Source organism: Ralstonia sp. VS2407, from assembly GCF_052950655.1.
On the sequence record NZ_JBRFVG010000009.1, the window covers coordinates 12,207 to 30,978 of the forward strand.

General features: G+C 64.1%; 12 protein-coding genes. 5 read left to right on the plus strand and 7 right to left on the minus strand.

Annotated features, from left to right (window positions below; genetic code table 11):
- Positions 1-53: 53 nt before the first annotated feature.
- The 4 genes from ACU8YE_RS15745 to ACU8YE_RS15760 form a co-directional block, all read right to left on the minus strand.
- On the minus strand, positions 54-527 hold the full coding sequence (locus ACU8YE_RS15745; RefSeq protein WP_446929120.1) for a DUF4019 domain-containing protein: 474 nt from the start codon (positions 525-527) through the stop codon (positions 54-56).
- 33 nt (positions 528-560) lie between these two features.
- Positions 561-950 (minus strand): outer membrane protein assembly factor BamE, encoded by a 390-nt coding sequence (locus ACU8YE_RS15750; RefSeq protein WP_232038698.1) that lies wholly within the window; start codon positions 948-950, stop codon positions 561-563.
- 43 nt (positions 951-993) lie between these two features.
- The gene (locus ACU8YE_RS15755; protein ID WP_446929121.1) at positions 994-5,049 is read right to left on the minus strand and encodes a YadA-like family protein; all 4,056 of its coding nucleotides are present in this window, start codon (positions 5,047-5,049) and stop codon (positions 994-996) included.
- A 901-nt stretch (positions 5,050-5,950) separates the two neighbouring features.
- Entirely contained in the window at positions 5,951-7,261 is a 1,311-nt protein-coding gene (locus ACU8YE_RS15760; protein WP_260801213.1) for a chloride channel protein, read from the minus strand.
- A gap of 158 nt (positions 7,262-7,419) precedes the next feature.
- Here ACU8YE_RS15760 and ACU8YE_RS15765 point away from each other — a divergent pair, with 158 nt between their 5' ends.
- Positions 7,420-7,989 carry an isochorismatase family cysteine hydrolase gene (locus tag ACU8YE_RS15765; protein WP_322018094.1) on the plus strand — a complete coding sequence of 190 codons (570 nt, stop codon included), beginning with the start codon at positions 7,420-7,422 and terminating at the stop codon, positions 7,987-7,989.
- Positions 7,990-8,013: 24 nt separating this feature from the next.
- Here the strand turns inward: ACU8YE_RS15765 and ACU8YE_RS15770 are convergent, their stop codons facing one another.
- The 3 genes from ACU8YE_RS15770 to prpR all read right to left on the minus strand — a co-directional run bounded on the left by ACU8YE_RS15770 (position 8,014) and on the right by prpR (position 12,356).
- The gene (locus tag ACU8YE_RS15770) at positions 8,014-9,360 is read right to left on the minus strand and encodes a GGDEF domain-containing protein (protein ID WP_343620451.1); all 1,347 of its coding nucleotides are present in this window, start codon (positions 9,358-9,360) and stop codon (positions 8,014-8,016) included.
- A gap of 237 nt (positions 9,361-9,597) precedes the next feature.
- On the minus strand, positions 9,598-10,296 hold the full coding sequence (locus ACU8YE_RS15775; RefSeq protein ID WP_446929122.1) for an HD-GYP domain-containing protein: 699 nt from the start codon (positions 10,294-10,296) through the stop codon (positions 9,598-9,600).
- A gap of 113 nt (positions 10,297-10,409) precedes the next feature.
- Entirely contained in the window at positions 10,410-12,356 is a 1,947-nt protein-coding gene (gene prpR, locus ACU8YE_RS15780) for a propionate catabolism operon regulatory protein PrpR (protein ID WP_343620454.1), read from the minus strand.
- A gap of 193 nt (positions 12,357-12,549) precedes the next feature.
- Between prpR and prpB the strand changes: the two genes are divergently transcribed.
- The 4 genes from prpB (at position 12,550) to prpF (ending at position 18,752) form a co-directional block, all read left to right on the plus strand.
- Positions 12,550-13,446, plus strand: a complete 897-nt coding sequence (gene prpB, locus ACU8YE_RS15785; protein ID WP_027679535.1) for a methylisocitrate lyase — start codon at positions 12,550-12,552, stop codon at positions 13,444-13,446.
- Between the two features lie 35 nt (positions 13,447-13,481).
- Positions 13,482-14,651 (plus strand): bifunctional 2-methylcitrate synthase/citrate synthase, encoded by a 1,170-nt coding sequence (gene prpC / locus ACU8YE_RS15790; protein ID WP_446929123.1) that lies wholly within the window; start codon positions 13,482-13,484, stop codon positions 14,649-14,651.
- Between the two features lie 322 nt (positions 14,652-14,973).
- Complete coding sequence (gene acnD / locus ACU8YE_RS15795) at positions 14,974-17,571, plus strand: Fe/S-dependent 2-methylisocitrate dehydratase AcnD (protein WP_446929124.1); 2,598 nt, start codon at positions 14,974-14,976, stop codon at positions 17,569-17,571.
- A complete protein-coding gene (gene prpF / locus ACU8YE_RS15800; protein WP_446929125.1) occupies positions 17,568-18,752 on the plus strand; it encodes a 2-methylaconitate cis-trans isomerase PrpF in 1,185 nt (394 codons plus the stop codon). The genes acnD and prpF overlap by 4 nt, the downstream gene beginning before the upstream one ends.
- Positions 18,753-18,772: the final 20 nt, after the last annotated feature.

Below are 18,772 nucleotides of genomic sequence, written 5' to 3' on the forward strand. Positions count from 1 at the left end.
AGCAGACCGATGCCTGGATCAGACAGACCGCACTGGTTTGTGGCGCCACGCGGTCACTTCTTTGCCTGCGTCTCGGCCTCCTGGTTCTGACGCGGGTCATAGCCGGTGAAGTACCAATGCCCGTCTGCTCCCAGCTGGAAGCTCACCTTCTCGTAGATGACGCGGCCATCCGTCAGCCGCGTTGCGTAGTCGACGTTCGCATACAGGCCATCGGGAACATCCTTGACCTTCGTATAGGTGAGCCGCGTAACGGATGCCCAGCCGCGTTGGCTGACCGCCCCGACCGACTTGCGCGCTTGCGTGAGCCCACTGGCAAAGCGGTCTGGCGTGTAGAACCCCCGCACGAAAGGCGCGGTCTGCTGCCAGAGCCCGGTGTAGTCGCCCGCGTCGATGCGCTTGAGCGCGAGCGTGGCGTTGCCGAGCAACTCATCTGCGGAGTCGCCCGCTTCCGCACCGTGTGCCAACACAGAAGCGGCGGCAAGCGCGCACGCCGCAACCGTCTTGAATGGGCCGTTAAGACGTTTCATCAACCACTCTCCGTCTGATCTCGATCTGTCTGGTTACTTTGCGGGCTTTGCCGGTGCAAAGGTCTCGCACTGCGGGTCGGCCCATCGCGTCTTGGTCACGCGGTTGTCGTCGTCAAACTGGATCTGGTACTGACACGTGACAGGCTTGTCTGCGCTGCGGAAGTGGAACAGGTAGTTCCACACGCGCACGCGAAACACGCTCTCATGAAAGTGCGGCACGCCGATCAGCTCATAGACCTGGCCCTTGGTCATGCCGGGCTCGACCATGCGCAGATGGTCAACGTTGGGGAACGAACCCTCGGGCGTCATCGCCGTGTCCGGTTTGGGGAACGCGGTATCGGTGGGGCCGGGGCCCGCGCATGCCGCAAGGGCGAAGATGCACGAGAGCGTTGCGATGCAGGCTGGGAATGAGCGCTTGTTCATATCAGGAATCCGAAAGAGTCACGTTGCGGTTGTGCGGGGCGCCTTACCACTGATACCCGGCACCGACCACGGCGCCATAGGTGCCGCGCGTGTTGGTGGATACGGCGGCCTTGTAGATCCAGCGGTTGTTTTCCGACACCGTCGAGATACCGAGCGCCTGCCCCGATTGGCCGTTGTACACACTGCCTGCTACGGCCACCATGCTCTTGCCGGGGCCGGTCGGCTGCGGCAGGCCGGCCATTGCCATGGCCATGGCGGTGCCGCCTTCCGCATCGCGCCGGTACGAATCGATGCTGTTGCGCAGGCCCGCGACCTGGTTGTCGGTGTAGTTATTGGCTTGCGTCACCGCGTTGTTCAGCTGTGACACGTTGACGGCATCGGTGGGGGCCGTGCCGGCGGCCACGTTGATGACCTGACGCGACAAGGTGGACGAGCCCACCGACACGACATCCGTGCGGCCGCCGTCGTTGCTGCCGGCACCAATGGCCGTTGACCCGCTGCCCGTGGCGACTGCGCCGGTGCCGACGGCGGTGGTGTTGTTGCCGGTGGCTTGCGAGCTGTTGCCCAGCGCCGTGCTGTTGCTGCCCGACGCTACCGAACCCGTGCCGCCTGCCGAAGAGTTCGGACCCGGCGTGGCCGGTGGCGTGTTGTTGGTGGTGCCGTTGGGCGAGGTAGAGGTGAACGGGCCACCGTTGTTGCTGATGAGCGTTGAGAGCTGCTGCTGAACGGCCTGCAACTGCGACACGTTGACCGCATCCGAACCCAGGCGGCCGGCAGCCACGCCCGTGATCTGGCGGTTGCCGACGTTCAGCTCACCCGACGAGGTTTGCGGCGCCGTCAGCCCAAAGGCCATGTAGTTGGTCAACGCGCCCACCGAAGTGAGCGAGCCCGCGCCCAGCGCAACGCTGTTGGCAAACGTGGCGGTGGCGCCGGAGCCCAGGGCCATGGCATCCACCGCGTTGCTCTTCGCGCCCGAACCGATGGCGATGCCGCCCGCCAATGCCGCGTTTGCGTTGGCGCCTTGCGCGATGGACTGCGCGCCGTTTGCAGTCGACCCGCTGCCCAATGCAATTGCATCGGCCTGGCCGGAGGTCGATGCCTGGCCGATGGCAATGCCGCCCGGCGCGGTTTGCTGGACGATGGCGCCGTTGCCGACGCCGACGCCGTTGTCACCGTTCACCACCGTCGTTGGCCCAACGGCCACCGACTGCGAACCGACCGCGAGCGAATCGGCCGCCGTCGAGTTGGCGTGGAAGTACAGCGTGGGCGTGACCGCGAACGATTGCAGCGCGCCGGTCAACTGGCGGATCGTTGCCGCATCGTGCTGGCCCGTGCCATCAGCCACGTTGGTCAACTGGCGATACGTATTGCCCGCAGCACTGCCGAACGACACGGCGCCCAGCAGCGTCCCGTCAGACGTGTTGAACGGAACGGCCTGGCTGCCTGCGGGAATCGACCCGACACCGGAGGCAATGGCCCGATCGGAAATGGCACCCGAGCCGATCGCCACACCGCCTGCCACCGACACCGTCGACAGCGAACCGAGCGCAAGCGCGTTGGCCGTTTGCGCCTGCGCACCATTGCCGGCTGCAAGGCTGGTGGCGCCGGCAGCAACCGCAAGTGGCCCGATGGCCACGCTGTCCGTGCCAGTGGCCTGGCTGTCCGCCGCCGTGGAATTGGCGTGGAAATACTTGATGCCACCGCCGTTCTGGATGCTGGTGATCGTGTTGCCGAGGTTCGTGACGTTCTGGTTGGTCGCGAAGAGCTGCGAGCCATTCACCGCGTCTGTGCTCGTCGCATTCAACGCGCCCGGCGCAACGTTGGTGATGATGTTCGGCCCCGTGCCGCCGTGGTTCGCGCTGAAGGCGCCCGTGCCACCATTGGCGGTCGGATCCCACAGCAGCGCGTCGTTCTTGGTTTGCGTCAGCTCGGTTTGCACCGACTGCAACTGGCTCACGTTCACGGCATCGGTTGCGGCCGAGCCGGCTGCAACGTTGGTGACGCGGCGCTCGTTACCGGCGGAGCCCACCGAGACCTCGCCCACCGGCGAGGTGCCCGCAAGCGGTGCCGTGCCAGGGTTGTAGGCGGCGGCGCCCAGGTTGGCGGTGGTGGAGGAATTGGCGCCGAGTGCGACGGAGTTGGCTGCCGTGGCCTGCGCGCCATTACCCATGGCCACGCTGTTTGCGCCGCTTGCCACTGCCAGCGGCCCGACGGCCACGCTGTCCGTGCCGGTGGCCTGGCTATCCGCCGCCGTGGAGTTGGCATGGAAGTACTTGATGCCCGCGCCGCTCTGGATGTTGTTGACCGTGGTCGAGACACCATCAATGGCTTGGTTGGTCGCGAAGAGCTGCGAGCCGTTGACCGCATCGGTGCTCGAATTGCTCAAGCGCCCCGCGGCGACGTTCGTGATCTGGCGTTCGGTGCCGAGCGCGCCAACGCTGACGACACTGGTCGGGTTGGTGCCCGCGAAGGTGCGCGTGGTGCCGGCAATGACCGCATTCGCGGTCGGGTTGGCCGTGCCCGTTACCGAGCCCGAGCCCAGTGCGACGTCATTGGCATTGGTCGCGGAGGCGGAAGCCCCCAGCGCGACTGCGCCTGCGGCCGCCGCAGACGAAGTATTGCCAATCGCCAGCGAGCCCGTGCCCTGCGCGTTGTTGCTGTTGCCGATGGCAACTGCGCCATCGCCGTTTGCCGTGTTGTTGGCGCCCATGGCCACGGCGCCATTGCCGGTGGCGGTGTTCGGATCGCCGATGGCGACGGCACCGTTGCCGCTGGCGGTCTGGCCTTCACCCAGCGCGACGGCGCCGGTGCCGCTGCTGACGCGCGAGTTGTGGCCGCCGGCAATCGAGCCGGTGCCGGCGGCGGCGGCCACGACGTTGGTGTCACCCAGAGCAACCGTTGATGCGGCCAGCGCTTGCGAAGCGTTTCCGATGGAGGTGGCGTTTGCGGCCGACGCAGTAGCCGTCGCTCCGATCGCAATGGATTGTGTGCCGCTGGCGTTGGCGCCATTCATCATGGCCAGTGCAGTCGTGCCGCTTGCAGCGGCCCCGGCGCCCAATGCCACACCGTTCAGTGCCGTGGCAGACGCCAGGGTGCCGGCCGCCAGCGAAGACGGGCCGGAGGCTGTTACATCCGTACCAAGCGCGACAGCGCCATCAGCGGTCGCGCCCGTGCCGGCAACGGACCGCGCACCGAGGTATACGGCATTGAGGCCGGTGGCAACAGACTGGAAACCAACCGCAACCCCATGCGTTCCGGAGGAGGTAGCGCGATAGCCCATCGAAACGGCTGCATTTCCACTTCCCACCGCCTGGAAACCAATGGCAGCAGCGTAATCAGCGTTGGAGGTGACGTCGGTGCCAAGCGCAATCGACCCAGTGCCGCTGGAGCCGGTGCCCGCACCGGTGCGCGCACCCAAATACATGGCATTGACGCCGGTGGCCGACGCTCCCGAACCCACCGCTACAGCATTGGTTTGCGAGCCGACCGCCCCGCCGCCTACGGCCACCGCACCCGACGCAGATGCGTTGGAGGTTGTGCCCATTGCAACGGTGTTGTCTCCCGTTGCCCTGGCCTGCGAGCCGACGGCGGTCGACAAGTTGCCGCTGGCGACGCTTTGAAGGCCGACACCAACGCCCGCCGAGCCGCTGGCAGTGACGTCCGTGCCGATACCGATCGACGACTCGCCAGTCGCACCAGTACCGGGAGCGGTGCGCGCGCCCACATTGATGGAGTTGGTCCCGGAGGCAATGGACTGGAAGCCGACAGCCACTGCGTTAAGGCCCGTACTGCTTGCGCCGTAACCGACGGCCGTGGACCCGCCTTGCGTGGCAGTGGACATGAAACCGACGCACATCGTGGTGCCGCTGTAGAAGTTGTACGGCGCCGTAGAGCAGTTCACCTGCGCATATGCCTGCCCAGGGAGAACGGAACCGAGGAGCGCAACAGCGGCTGCAATCAAGGTCATTGCACCGCCGGCGGTGTTCCGGCAACCGCACCGCACGACCGTACCGCCCTTGCCTTTTGCCCGGTCCACCTCCGATGCGGCCACCCAAGCGCCCAGCGCCTCGTTCCAGATCGTTTTATATGATTTGTTCATATTGATTCCATCATGCTCGCCGTGAGCTCAAGAAAAGAAACAGAAAAACCGGGTGAGCCATCGCGCAGCGCAAACCATAAAGACGAACGCGCCCTTGGCACCCGCAAAGACAACGGGTTCCCGATTGATTGGAACTGCCAGCATTCAATGGCCGATGACTACACGGCTTTAAAAGGACGCAGAAACTCACCGCTCCGATAGGAGCGTCTTCAATACAGCGCGAGTTGGGTGCTGGTCCGCCGAGCCTAATGTTCAGTGGTCAACGGCTTGGCCCGTGAAGGCGCGGGGAATCAGGGCGGATCAAAGGGCCACTTGATAGCGACATGAATGGCGTGGGTTGGGCTTGGATCGACACTTGGTCGATGTCTTACGTTTATTACCCAAACGTTTGCCCTGACCGTGTAGCTCGTCGTATTCATTGCTACCGTACCCCCGGCAGTGCGGCTTTCTTATTGACGAAGGAGCGCTATCTCATGCACAGACGCGTCTTGGTGTGCAGGGGCTGAGATAGGCGCAGAGGGAAAATCTTCAAAGACTGAAGAAAAATAGTCGAGTTTGAATATTGTGTCTAGATATTTAGTACTAAGAAGAGCGGGGTTTTTACAATCGGAACAACCGATCATGCGTATTTCGGTGAATTCATTGGTTTAGACATACCCAGCCACGATCCATTGTTAACGTATTGAAATATTTTCCGGATATTGATTAATAAATCCATGCTCACGCAGTGGTTAATATCGCTAATTCTATTTCAAAGAAATTTTGCGCAAAGAACAAAAAAAGAGCGGCGCGCCTCATATTGGGGCGTGCCGCTCTTTAATCGCGCACACATTCGGGGATTTGGCCTGTCGCTGCGCCGAAAGCGTGCGTTCTGTGCATTTGCTCCGTTAAACGAGCGCGCTCACTGCGCGACAGGGTGTCGCGCCAACGCCCGGAACCGGTGCGCAAGCGTGTGATAGAACGACGGCGACAGCGCCTTGGAGACCTGGCTCGACAACAACGCCACGGCCATGAGCGGCAAGACCATCTCGTGGCCGTCGATCATCTCCATCACGATCACGAACGATGTGATGGGCGACTGCGTGACTGCTGCCAGGTAGCCGACCATGCAAAGCGCGGCAAGACTCGGCAACGGGATCGCCGATGTCACCAGCGACATGACGTTGCCCAGCCCCGCCCCAATAGCCAGAGACGGCGCAAAAATACCGCCCGGAATGCCGGACAGGTACGACGCGATCAGCGCACCGAACTTGAGCACCGCATAGAACGGCGAGAGCGCCTGATGGGTCTCCAGCAGGCCCCGCGCTTCTGCATAACCGCTGCCGAACGTGGTGCCGCCCGAAACGAGGCCGATCAGCGCGATGGCGATGCCGCACAAAAAGGCAAACCACACCGGTTGCCCTTGTTTGATATCAACCAGCCGTGCAGGCATCCAGCGCGGTATGTTGAGCAGCAGCCAGCAGAACGCGCCGCCCGCCACGCCCGAAATGATGCTCGCGGCAATCACCACGGGCACCAGCGCCAGATGAAACTGCCCAATGGCCTGGATGCGCCCGAAATACAGGTAGTTGCCTTGCAAGCCCAGCGCGACCACGCCAGAAAAAATGATGGCGGTAATGAGCGTGCCGCTGTTGCGGGCCACGAAACTGCGCGTGAGTTCTTCAATGGCAAACACGACGCCCGCCAGCGGCGTGTTGAACGCGGCCGCAAGCCCGGCCGCTGCGCCTGCAAGGGCAAGCTGTCGCTCGATGTGCTTGCTGCTTCGACGATAGCCCCGCCGCATGGCGTACATGAGCGATGCGCCAATCTGCACCGTGGGGCCCTCGCGGCCGATCGTAAAGCCACAGAGGATGCCCAGGAACGAAACCACAATCTTGCCGAACATGATGCGCAGGGAGAGCAGCGCACTGGACAGCCGCCCGTCCTCCAGCGTCGCAATGACCTGCGGAATGCCGCTGCCCTCGGCACCGCGAAAAAACTGGCGCGTCAGCCAGATGGCAAGCGCCGCGCCAAGCGGTGTAATGACGATCGGTAGCCAGAACGCGTGCGACACCATGCCGCGAAAAAGCTCGAAGCCCAAATCGATGAGCTTGGCGTAGGCGACGGATACCAGACCCACGAGAACGGCACCGAGCCAGAAGATGCCGTAGTTTGCCCAGAGTCTCCTGGCCCGACGCACTGATCGATCTGCGATGTGGAGAGGAGAAAACATGGGGCTGGGGTGTCGGGTCTGGGAAGCGGAGATTATAAGACCCGACATGAGTCGGCCTAGTCTTGCGGCCTAGTCGTGCGGCCTTGATCGCACGCGGCAGTCCAGGCAGCGATGCCGCGTGATAGAGTCGTCCGCCCCTCCCCGGATCGTGTAGCCTTATGTCGACATTCGCGCTTGTTCCCAAGCAAACGGCGTTGTTGGTCATGCACTACCAGACCGACATCATGGCGTTGTTTCCGGCCGTCGCACCCACGTTGCTCTCCAACACCCGCAAGCTATGCGACGCCGCGCGGGCCAAGGGTGTGAGCGTCTATTTTGCGAAGTTCCACTTCAGCCCCGGCTATCCGGAAGTCAGCCCGTTGAACAAGAACGGGCAAGGCGTGAAGCAACTGGGGCTGTTCGTTGAAGATCGCATCTCGCCGGAGCTCGGTCGGCAGCCTGATGAGCCGATCATCATCGCGCACCGCGCCAGCGTGTTCTATGGCACCGATCTGCAGGTGCGGTTATCCGCCAAGGGCATCGATACCTTGATCATGGTGGGGGTGGCGTCGACGGGCGTGATGCTGTCGACCATTGCCCACGCGAGCGATGCGGACTACCGGCTGTTCACCGTGAAGGACTGCTGCTACGACCCCGACCCGATCGTGCACGACCATCTTTTTGCGACGGCGTTCGAATCGCGCACGACGGTGCTGTCGCTGGCGGATGCGCTAACGATGCTGGAGTAAATGGCGAGAAGTTGTCGGCACGCTTCAGACGCTGACGACCTTGTTCTTGCCGGCGCGCTTGGCCTGATACATGCCGCGATCGGCGCGATGGATGGCCGCCATGGGCGGTTCGTCCTTGCCGACTTCGGCCACGCCGGCAGAGAAGGTGATGAACAGGCGGGTGTCGCCCGCTGCAAAGAAGCGCTGCGTGAGCGCCCGCTGCAGGCGGACGATGGTCTGCACACCTTCTTCCAACGGCGTATCCGGCATCAGGATCACGAATTCCTCGCCGCCAAAACGCGCGAGCGTGTCTTGCGGGCGCATCGATTCGCGGGCCACCTGGGCCAGGTGCGACAGCGCATCGTCGCCAAAGCTGTGGCCGTGCGTGTCGTTGATCGACTTGAAGTCGTCGATGTCCAGGAACGCGATGGAGAGCACGGTGTTCTGGCGCGCCGCACGGGCAACTTCGCGCTCCAGCGCTTCTTCCAAACCCTTGCGGTTGAGCGCGCCGGTCAGCAGATCGTGGCGCGCCGACGCCGATGCCATGTCGAGCGCCTTGCGCAGTTGCGCCACCTCGGCGGCGGCCTCTTCGGCCTTGACCTTCATCGCCGACAGCACGTCGCGATTGCGGGCCGACTCCAGCGACATCCAGCGGGTGGCCGACAACGCATCCTGAATGGCCGGCGCGATCTCTGCGATGCTGTTGGCCGATTCGATCTTCTTGGCACAGGCTTCCATCTGGCGATGATGCTCGCCGGAGGTTTCAGCAGCAACGGACAGGCGCTCCATGAAGGCAGCCAGCAGCCGCTTCATCTCTTCCTGGGCCTCGATCGACTTCGACTTCAACGAGCTTTGCTTCTGGATCACCTCCATGAGGCGACGCCGCAGGTCATCCAGCCGGCGCAGGCTCACGGGGGCTTCGCTGGCTTTCATCAGGGCGTCGATCTGGCCGCGCAGCCAGTGATCGTCCAACGACAGCTCGCCGATGTTCTCGAACACCAGCTGCAGCAGGCCCAGCAGCGCACGGCGGATCTCGTTCTGGTCTTCGGCCGCAAGCGACAACCGGTGGTTGAACGTCGAGAGCTTGGCGTTCAGATTGGCAAGGCTTTCAAATTCGGAGCGGCAGGCCCGGATCAGCGCCCAGGCGGCGGGGCCGATGCTGGCATCGTCTTCACCAAGCACCGGCAGGCAGCATTCCACCGTGCGCGCGAGTTGTTCGCACAACTCGCGTACCAAGGCCATCCGTTCGGCGTCCTGGGCGTCTCCGTTTGGCTTGCTGCCGGCGATTTCGTAATAGATCGAGGCGAAGTTGTCTGGCGTGGGCGCCAACCTGCGTGAGGCCAGCAGCTTGAGGGCGTGCCGGGCGGTCTCCGAGGGATTGTTTTCTGTCATTCCGAACTACAGGTTGGCGAGCAGGGTTGGAGCGCGATTCTCCACGGTTCCGGCCCCACCGAAAAGCCGTCCAAAGGGTTGTGTGGGCATCGCGCTGCATGGCTGCAGCTCGCCAAATTTGGTGTCGAGGCAAACATCTGCGCCAAGAGCGTGATCCCGTTTGGCATGACGGGCGCGCCCGGCGTTTCATCGCCCCGGCATGTGCCGCCAGCAATGACGTGCTGCGCCGCGCGCCGGTTATCCAAGCGTCTGGATATACCTCAAGAATGAAGGGGATTCGCCTCGCGCTCCGTAGAACCGGATGACGCCCGACACGTCGCCGTACTGCTGCACCAGGCTTTCTGCAGCAGCACGAGCGCGCCGAACCCCTGCCACGTTCTTCAGGAAGCATTCCGCCAGCGTCGGGTCAAAATATCGGCCGCTCTGGTGGGCCACCACATCGAGCGCGTCGTCTTCCGGCATCCCCTGGCGGTAGACGCGTGGCTCCAGCATGGCGTCGAACGCATCTGCGATGGCCACGACGCGCGCGGCAAGCGGAACATCGTCACCCGCAAGGCCGCCCGGATAGCCGCTGCCGTCAAAATGCTCGTGATGATGGCGCGCGACGCTGGCTGCCAACTGCAGGATCGGGTCGGGCGTTCCGGCCAGCAGGTCGGCACCGATATCCGAGTGCCGCTGCATGACCTCTTGCTCTGAGTCGCTCAGGGAGGCGGGCTTGAGCAGCACGTCATCCGGAATGCCCAGCTTGCCGATGTCGTGCACGGGCGCCACAAGGTAGATGTGCTGTTGTTCGGTATCGTCCAGCTCCAAAACGTTTGCCAGGTATGCCGCAACAGCAGCGGTCCGGATGAGGTGGCCCAGAGCCGACGGATAGCGCGACCCGCCAGCAAGCGTCAGGCTGGCGAGAATGATGTGGGGGCGGCTTTGTTGTGCCATGGTGTTGACCTTCTTGGTAGCGCGCCTGCCAGCACGCATTGAGGCTCGATGGAGGATTGCACGATAGTCATCGCGGCAGTCGACCGCAACCACCTACGCGGGGCATTTTTGATCTAACCCGCCTGCAACCGCCGCCACAACGTCGTCTTGCTGATGCCCAATGCCGCGCACACGGCATCCCGGTCGCCGTCGTGGGCTGCCAGCGCTGCGCGTATCTCTTCGGCTTCCACGCCCCGGCTGCGCTCGCGCAGCGTCAATACCGCCGCTTTGCCGGGCGTGGCGTGGGCAAACACTTCCGGTGCAATCAGCCGCAGCACATCTTGCGTGACGGCGCTGGCGTCTTCGGTGTAAGCCAGCTCCACGGCAATCCGTTCGATCACGCTCTGCAGTTCTCGCACGTTGCCGGCCCAAGCGTAGCGCCGCAGCGGCTCGGCAATGCCGGCCAGCACACGGGCGGCCTCTTCGGTATCGGCAATGCGCAGCAGCAGGCGCGGTTCGCGGCGCGCGGCTTGCACGAGCAGTTCAGCGGCCAGGGGCATCACGTCGTCGGGCCGTTCTCGCAGCGGGGGCAGCGCAATGCTCAGGATGTTGAGCCGGTAGTAAAGGTCGGCGCGGAAGGTGCCGGCTTCTACCGCGTCTGTGAGCGCGCGGTGTGTGGCGGCCACCACGCGGATGTCAACGCGTGTGGGCTCGGTGGAACCCAGCCGCACCACTTCGCGCTCCTGCAACACGCGCAGCAGGCGGCTTTGCAGCGGCAGCGGCATCTCGCCGATTTCATCGAGAAACAGCGTGCCGCGGTGCGCGGCTTCAATCAGCCCGGTCTTGCCGCCCTTGCGCGCGCCGGTGAAAGCGCCCTCTTCGTAGCCGAACAGTTCGCTTTCCAGCAGTGCCTCGGGAAATGCGCCGCAGTTGATGGCGACAAATGGAAAATCGCGCCGCGCGCTGAGCTGATGCATGCCCTGCGCGACCATCTCCTTGCCCGTGCCGGATTCGCCCAGCACGAGCACGGTGGCGTCGGATTTGGCATAGCGACGCACCAGCGTGCGCACGCGCTCCATCGGCATCGATTCGCCCACGAGGTCTTCGAGCCTGTAGCGCGCGCTGAACTGCTGCGGGCGCTGGCGTGAGCGCAATGTACGGTCCAGCCGCTCGACCGCACGGGATTCCTGGAAGGTGAAGACCGTGCCTTCAGAGGCACCGGCGCCGGTGCTCGTCAGCGGGCCACGGTGGATGACGTAATTCACGCCCCGCACGGTGCCCAGCGTGTCGCCGTCGGCATCGGGCAGCAAGCCGAACAGGCTGGGCGCAATACTCAGCAGCGGTTGCCCGATTGCCTGCTTGGCCTCGATGCCCAATGCAGTGGCCAGCCGCTGGTTGATGGCCTCCACGCGGCCCTGCGCATCCAGCGCGACCACACCGTCACGCAGATGCTGCAGGAGGTTGTCCAGCCGCTGGCGGCGCAAGGTTTCGCGGCGTGTGGCCTGTACGACTTCCAGCGCGGTATCGAAGGCCGCACGCACGGAGTCACGCGAATACAGGAACACGGCGTTCATGCCCGCCTGCGTTGCCAGGTCCGTCACCAAACCGGGGCCGACCACCACGCCCACGCCGCGGTCGCGCAGGTCCAGCACGCAGCTCTCTGCGCCCTGGCGCGAGGTGTACGAGGCAAACACCACGTCCATGCCATAGGCGGCGACAAAGCGGCGCACCTCTTCGGGCGTGTCGCCGTGGGTGACGAGCGCTACCGATTCCGCATCCCGCCGTGCGCGCGCCAGCGCGTGCATCACGTCAAAACCTGTCGGATTGATGACGACCACGGGCAGCGACAGACGCGGCTTCAAGTAGGCGCCATTGGAACCGCCCGCCACCACCACGTCGGGCCGCTCTGTGCCGGCGGCCTCGATCTCGCGCACGATGTCTTCAAAGCCGCGCGTGATGACGCGCAGCTCGGCGCGGTCGTTGTACTCGGCGGCAATGTCGAGAAAGAGATCGCTCAGTCGGCTGATACCGCAGGCCCAGATGCGGGGGCGGTCGGTCAGGTCGGTTCCAGTGGGGCTCATGGTGCGATGCGGCCGGAAAAACAGGGTTCACACATTATGCGCCGGGCTTTTCCATATTGAAATTGCGAATTTCATTTTTGAAATGGTGTGCGCCCGGGCGTCAACATCACATTCATACAAATCAAGGAGTTACAGCGGCTTGCGTGGGTGGCCCGCTTCCTGCTCTCTTAGGCCGATCTTTCTGGAGCCAGACATGAGCACAACGCAACGACACCCCACCAGCGCCGGCGCCAAATTCCGTGCCGCCGTGGCTGAATCCCAACCGCTGCAAGTGGTGGGCGCCATCACTGCCTACGCTGCCAAGATGGCCGAGCAGACCGGCTTCAAGGCCGTGTACCTGTCGGGCGGCGGCGTGGCTGCCAACTCGCTGGGCATTCCGGACCTGGGCATCAGCACGATGGAAGACGTGCTGATCGACGCCCGCCGCATCACCGACGCCGTGCAGATCCCGCTGATGGTCGATATCGACACGGGCTGGGGCGGCGCCTTCAACATCGCACGCACCATCCGTTCGTTCATCAAGGCCGGTGTGGCCGCCGTGCACCTGGAAGACCAGGTCGGCCAGAAGCGCTGCGGCCATCGCCCGGGCAAGGAAGTGGTTTCCACCGACGAGATGGTCGACCGCGTGAAGGCGGCCGTGGATGCCCGCACCGATGACGATTTCGTCATCATGGCCCGCACCGACGCAGCCGCCTCCGAAGGCATCGACGCGGCCATCGAGCGCGCCGTTGCCTACGTGGAAGCAGGCGCCGACATGATCTTTCCGGAAGCCATGAAGACGCTGGACGATTACCGCCGCTTCAAGGCTGCCGTGAAGGTGCCCATCCTCGCCAACCTGACCGAATTCGGCAGCACGCCGCTCTTTACCACCGACGAACTGCGCAGCGCCAACGTGGATATCGCGCTGTACTGCTGCGGCGCTTACCGTGCAATGAACGCAGCGGCACTCAACTTCTATCAAACGGTGATGCGCGACGGCACCCAGAAGGCCGCCGTGGAAACCATGCAGTCGCGCGCCGATCTGTACCAATATCTCGGCTACCACGCGTACGAAGACAAGCTCGACGCGCTGTTTGCCGCACAGAAATAACGCTACAAATCCAACGCATCCAAGGAGACCACACCATGAGCGAAGCCGATAACAGCACGCCGAACACCGGCGCCTTCAAGCCGAAGAAGTCCGTGGCCCTGTCGGGCGTGACGGCCGGCAACACCGCGCTGTGTACCGTTGGCCGTACCGGCAATGACCTGCACTACCGCGGCTACGACATCCTCGACCTGGCCGGCGCGTGCGAGTTTGAAGAAGTCGCCCACCTGCTGGTGCACGGCAAGCTGCCCAACAAGGCCGAACTGGCGGCCTACAAGGCCAAGCTGAAGGCGCTGCGCGGCCTGCCCGCCAACGTGAAGGCCACCCTGGAATGGGTGCCCGCCTCCGCCCACCCGATGGACGTGATGCGCACCGGCGTGTCGGTGCTCGGCACGGTGCTGCCCGAGAAGGACGACCACAACACCCCCGGCGCACGTGACATTGCCGACCGCCTGATGGCATCGCTCGGTTCGATGCTGCTGTACTGGTACCACTACAGCCACAACGGCAAGCGCATCGAAGTCGAAACGGACGACGACTCCATCGGCGGCCACTTCCTGCACCTGCTGCACGGCGTGGAGCCGCCGAAGTCGTGGGTTGACGCCATGCACGTGTCGCTCAACCTGTATGCCGAGCACGAGTTCAACGCATCGACGTTTACCGGCCGCGTGATTGCCGGCACGGGCTCGGACATCTACTCGGCCATCACCGGCGCCATCGGTGCACTGCGCGGCCCGAAGCACGGCGGCGCCAACGAAGTCGCCTTCGAGATCCAGAAGCGCTACGACTCCCCGGACGAGGCCGAAGCCGACATCCGCCGCCGCGTCGAAGCCAAGGAAGTCGTGATCGGTTTCGGCCACCCGGTGTACACCGTGTCCGACCCGCGCAACAAGGTCATCAAGGAAGTCGCGCGCAAGCTGTCGAAGGAAGCCAGCAACACCAAGATGTTCGACATTGCCGAGCGCCTGGAAACCGTGATGTGGGACATCAAGAAGATGTTCCCGAACCTGGACTGGTTCAGCGCCGTGTCGTACCACATGATGGGCGTGCCGACCGCGATGTTCACCCCGCTGTTCGTGATCGCGCGTACGTCGGGCTGGGCAGCGCACATCATCGAGCAACGCATCGACAACAAGATCATCCGCCCGAGCGCCAACTACACCGGCCCGGATGACCTGAAGTTCGTACCGATCGGCAAGCGCCCGTAAGAAGTAGGAAAGAAGAAAGGAACGTCAACGCAAACCCACCGCCGGTGTGGCCGTTGACGTTCCTGCCCTGGATGGCGCCTTGAATTTATGTTGCAGGGAGGAAAAAGAAGGGAGGCTTGTCTGAGCGCAGCGAGTTTGCCTCCCTTCCCTCCCTGCGACAGAAATTCAAGGGGTAGTCGCCATCCCGGGCGCGCCTTTCTTTTGCTTACTTTTCTTTGGCAAGACAAAGAAAAGTGAGTCGGCCCCGGCAGGGGACGATACCCGGGATGGACCACAACCGCCCGCCCCCGACAGGGGATGAAACAAGGGATGCACCCACACCATGAACACAGCACACCGCAAACCCCTCCCCGGCACAAACCTCGACTACTTCGACGCCAGAGAAGCCGTCGAAGCCATCCAAGCCGGCGCCTACGACAAGCTTCCCTACACCTCCCGCGTCCTCGCCGAGAATTTGGTACGCCGCTGCGACCCGACCACCCTCACCGACTCGCTCAAGCAACTCATCGAACGCAAGCGCGATCTGGATTTCCCCTGGTTCCCGGCGCGCGTGGTCTGCCACGACATCCTGGGCCAGACCGCGCTGGTGGATCTGGCCGGCCTGCGCGACGCCATTGCCGACCAGGGCGGCGACCCCGCCAAGGTCAATCCGGTAGTGCCGGTGCAGTTGATCGTCGACCACTCGCTGGCCGTGGAGTGCGGCGGCTTCGACCCCGATGCCTTCGCCAAGAACCGCGCCATTGAAGACCGCCGCAACGAAGACCGCTTCCACTTCATCGACTGGACCAAGCTCGCGTTCAAGAACGTCGACGTGATCCCGGCGGGCAACGGCATCATGCACCAGATCAACCTGGAGAAGATGTCGCCTGTCATCCAGGCGCATGACGGCGTGGCTTACCCCGACACCTGCGTCGGCACCGACAGCCACACGCCGCACGTGGATGCACTCGGCGTGATCGCCATCGGCGTGGGCGGCCTGGAAGCCGAGAACGTGATGCTCGGCCGTGCATCATGGATGCGCCTCCCGGACATCGTCGGCGTGGAGCTGACCGGCCAGCGCCAACCCGGCATCACCGCCACCGATATCGTGCTGGCGCTGACCGAATTCCTGCGCAAGCAGAAGGTGGTGGGCGCGTATCTTGAGTTCTACGGCGAAGGTGCATCCAAGCTGACGCTGGGCGACCGCGCCACCATCTCCAACATGGCCCCCGAGTATGGCGCCACCGCCGCGATGTTCTCGATTGACGACAACACGCTCGACTACCTGCGCCTGACCGGCCGCACCGACGAGCAGGTCAAGTTGGTCGAAACGTATGCCAAGACCGCGGGCCTGTGGTCCGACACGCTCAAGCATGCTGAATACGAACGCGTGCTGCGCTTCGACCTGTCGAGCGTGGTGCGCAACATGGCCGGCCCGTCCAACCCGCACGCGCGTGTGGCAACGACCGACCTGGCCGCCAAGGGCATCGCCGGCAAGTGGGAAGAAACGCCGGGCCAGATGCCCGATGGCGCAGTCATCATCGCGGCCATCACGAGCTGCACGAACACCAGCAACCCGCGCAACGTGATTGCCGCCGCGCTGCTGGCGCGCAACGCCAATCGCCTGGGCTTGACGCGTAAGCCGTGGGTGAAAAGTTCGCTGGCGCCGGGCTCCAAGGCCGTTGAGCTGTATCTGGAAGAAGCCGGCCTCAAGCACGAACTCGAAAAGCTCGGCTTCGGCATCGTCGCGTTTGCCTGCACCACCTGCAACGGCATGAGCGGCGCGCTGGACCCGAAGATCCAGCAAGAGATCATCGACCGCGACCTGTACGCCACGGCCGTGCTGTCGGGCAACCGCAACTTCGACGGCCGCATCCACCCGTATGCCAAGCAGGCGTTCCTCGCATCCCCGCCGCTGGTGGTGGCCTATGCGATTGCGGGCACGGTGCGTTTCGATATCGAGCGTGACAGCTTCGGCACCGATGCCAACGGCAAGCCGATCCTGCTGAAGGACCTGTGGCCGACCGACGAAGAGATCGACGCCATCGTGCGTGCGTCGGTCAAGCCGGAGCAGTTCCGCAAGGTGTACATCCCGATGTTCGAGCAGCGCAGCGAAAGCACCGCCAAGGTGAGCCCGCTGTACGACTGGCGCCCGCAGAGCACCTACATCCGCCGCCCGCCCTATTGGGAAGGTGCGCTGGCTGGTGAACGCACGCTCAAGGGCCTGCGCCCGCTGGCCGTGCTGGGCGACAACATCACGACCGACCACCTCTCGCCGTCCAACGCCATCCTGGCCAGCAGCGCCGCCGGTGAATACCTCGCCAAGATGGGCCTGCCGGAAGAGGACTTCAACTCGTACGCCACGCACCGCGGTGATCACCTGACCGCGCAACGCGCGACGTTTGCCAACCCGACCCTCATCAACGAGATGGCCGTGGTGGATGGCGCGGTGAAGAAGGGATCGCTGGCGCGCATCGAGCCGGAAGGCAAGGTCACGCGCATGTGGGAAGCCATCGAGACCTACATGGACCGCAAGCAGCCGCTGATCGTGATTGCCGGTGCCGACTACGGCCAGGGCAGCTCGCGTGACTGGGCCGCCAAGGGCGTGCGCCTGGCTGGCGTGGAAGCCATCGTGGCCGAGGGCTTCGAGCGCATCCACCGCACGAACCTGATCGGCATGGGCGTGCTGCCGCTGGAGTTCAAGCCGGGCACCACGCGCCTGACGCTCGGCATTGACGGCACCGAAACGTATGACGTGATCGGCGAACGCAAGCCGCGTGCAGACCTCACGCTCGTCATCCACCGCAAGAACGGCGAACGCGTGGAAGTGCCCGTCACGTGCCGCCTGGACAGCGACGAGGAAGTCTCGATCTACGAAGCGGGCGGTGTGCTGCAGCGTTTCGCACAGGACTTCCTTGAGTCTTCGAAGGAGGCAGCATGAGCCACCCCGCGCAAGTGAAGATTCCCGCCACGTACATGCGTGGCGGCACCAGCAAGGGCGTGTTCTTCCGGTTGCAGGACTTGCCGGCGGCCGCACAGCAGCCCGGCGCGGCGCGTGATGCGCTGCTCATGCGCGTGATCGGCAGCCCCGACCCATACGGCAAGCAGATCGACGGCATGGGCGGCGCCACGTCGAGCACCAGCAAGACGGTGATCCTCAGCAAGAGCACGCGTGCAGACCATGACGTGGACTATCTGTTCGGCCAGGTCTCCATCGACAAGCCGTTCGTGGACTGGTCGGGCAACTGCGGCAACCTCTCCGCAGCGGTCGGCCCCTTTGCCATCAGCAACGGCCTTGTCGATGCGAGCCGTGTACCGCAAAACGGCGTCGCCATCATCCGCATCTGGCAGGCCAACATCGGCAAGACCATCATTGCGCATGTGCCGATTACCAACGGCGCGGTGCAGGAAACGGGCGACTTTGAGCTGGACGGCGTGACCTTCCCGGCGGCGGAAGTGCAGCTCGAATTCCTCGACCCCGCAGCCGAGGAAGACGGCGACGGCGGCGGCGCGATGTTCCCCACCGGCAACCTCGTCGACGACCTGGACGTGCCCGGCGTGGGCACGCTCAAGGCGACGATGATCAACGCGGGCATCCCGACGATCTTCATCAACGCAGAGGCCATCGGCTACACCGGCACCGAGCTGCAGGACGCCATCAACGGCGATGCGAAGGCGCTGGCAATGTTCGAGACCATCCGCGCGTACGGCGCGGTGCGCATGGGGCTGATCAAGAGCATCGATGAAGCCGCCACGCGGCAGCACACGCCGAAGGTGGCGTTTGTCGCACCGCCAAAGGACTACGTGGCGTCGAGCGGCAAGCAGGTCGGCGCGGGCGATGTGGACTTGCTGGTGCGCGCGCTGTCGATGGGCAAGCTGCACCACGCGATGATGGGCACGGCGGCGGTGGCCATTGGTACGGCAGCGGCCATTCCTGGCACGCTGGTCAACCTGGCGGCCGGCGGCGGAGAACGTGGTGCGGTCCGCTTCGGGCATCCGTCGGGCACGCTGCGCGTGGGCGCGGAGGCCAAGCTGGTGGACGGCGAATGGACGGTCACCAAGGCCATCATGAGCCGCAGCGCACGTGTGCTGATGGAAGGCTGGGTGCGCGTGCCGGGCTGAACCCGCGAGCGGCGCACGTA

Bases quoted from the DNA above. Each gene is read 5' to 3' on its own strand.
- ACU8YE_RS15770 (WP_343620451.1), bottom strand. From the start codon at position 9,360: ATGACAGAAAACAATCCCTCGGAGACCGCCCGGCACGCCCTCAAGCTG.
- ACU8YE_RS15745 (WP_446929120.1), bottom strand. From the start codon at position 527: ATGAAACGTCTTAACGGCCCATTCAAGACGGTTGCGGCGTGCGCGCTT.
- prpC (WP_446929123.1), top strand. From the start codon at position 13,482: ATGAGCGAAGCCGATAACAGCACGCCGAACACCGGCGCCTTCAAGCCG.
- ACU8YE_RS15760 (WP_260801213.1), bottom strand. From the start codon at position 7,261: ATGTTTTCTCCTCTCCACATCGCAGATCGATCAGTGCGTCGGGCCAGG.
- ACU8YE_RS15765 (WP_322018094.1), top strand. From the start codon at position 7,420: ATGTCGACATTCGCGCTTGTTCCCAAGCAAACGGCGTTGTTGGTCATG.
- ACU8YE_RS15750 (WP_232038698.1), bottom strand. From the start codon at position 950: ATGAACAAGCGCTCATTCCCAGCCTGCATCGCAACGCTCTCGTGCATC.
- ACU8YE_RS15775 (WP_446929122.1), bottom strand. From the start codon at position 10,296: ATGGCACAACAAAGCCGCCCCCACATCATTCTCGCCAGCCTGACGCTT.
- acnD (WP_446929124.1), top strand. From the start codon at position 14,974: ATGAACACAGCACACCGCAAACCCCTCCCCGGCACAAACCTCGACTAC.
- prpR (WP_343620454.1), bottom strand. From the start codon at position 12,356: ATGAGCCCCACTGGAACCGACCTGACCGACCGCCCCCGCATCTGGGCC.
- prpF (WP_446929125.1), top strand. From the start codon at position 17,568: ATGAGCCACCCCGCGCAAGTGAAGATTCCCGCCACGTACATGCGTGGC.
- prpB (WP_027679535.1), top strand. From the start codon at position 12,550: ATGAGCACAACGCAACGACACCCCACCAGCGCCGGCGCCAAATTCCGT.
- ACU8YE_RS15755 (WP_446929121.1), bottom strand. From the start codon at position 5,049: ATGAACAAATCATATAAAACGATCTGGAACGAGGCGCTGGGCGCTTGG.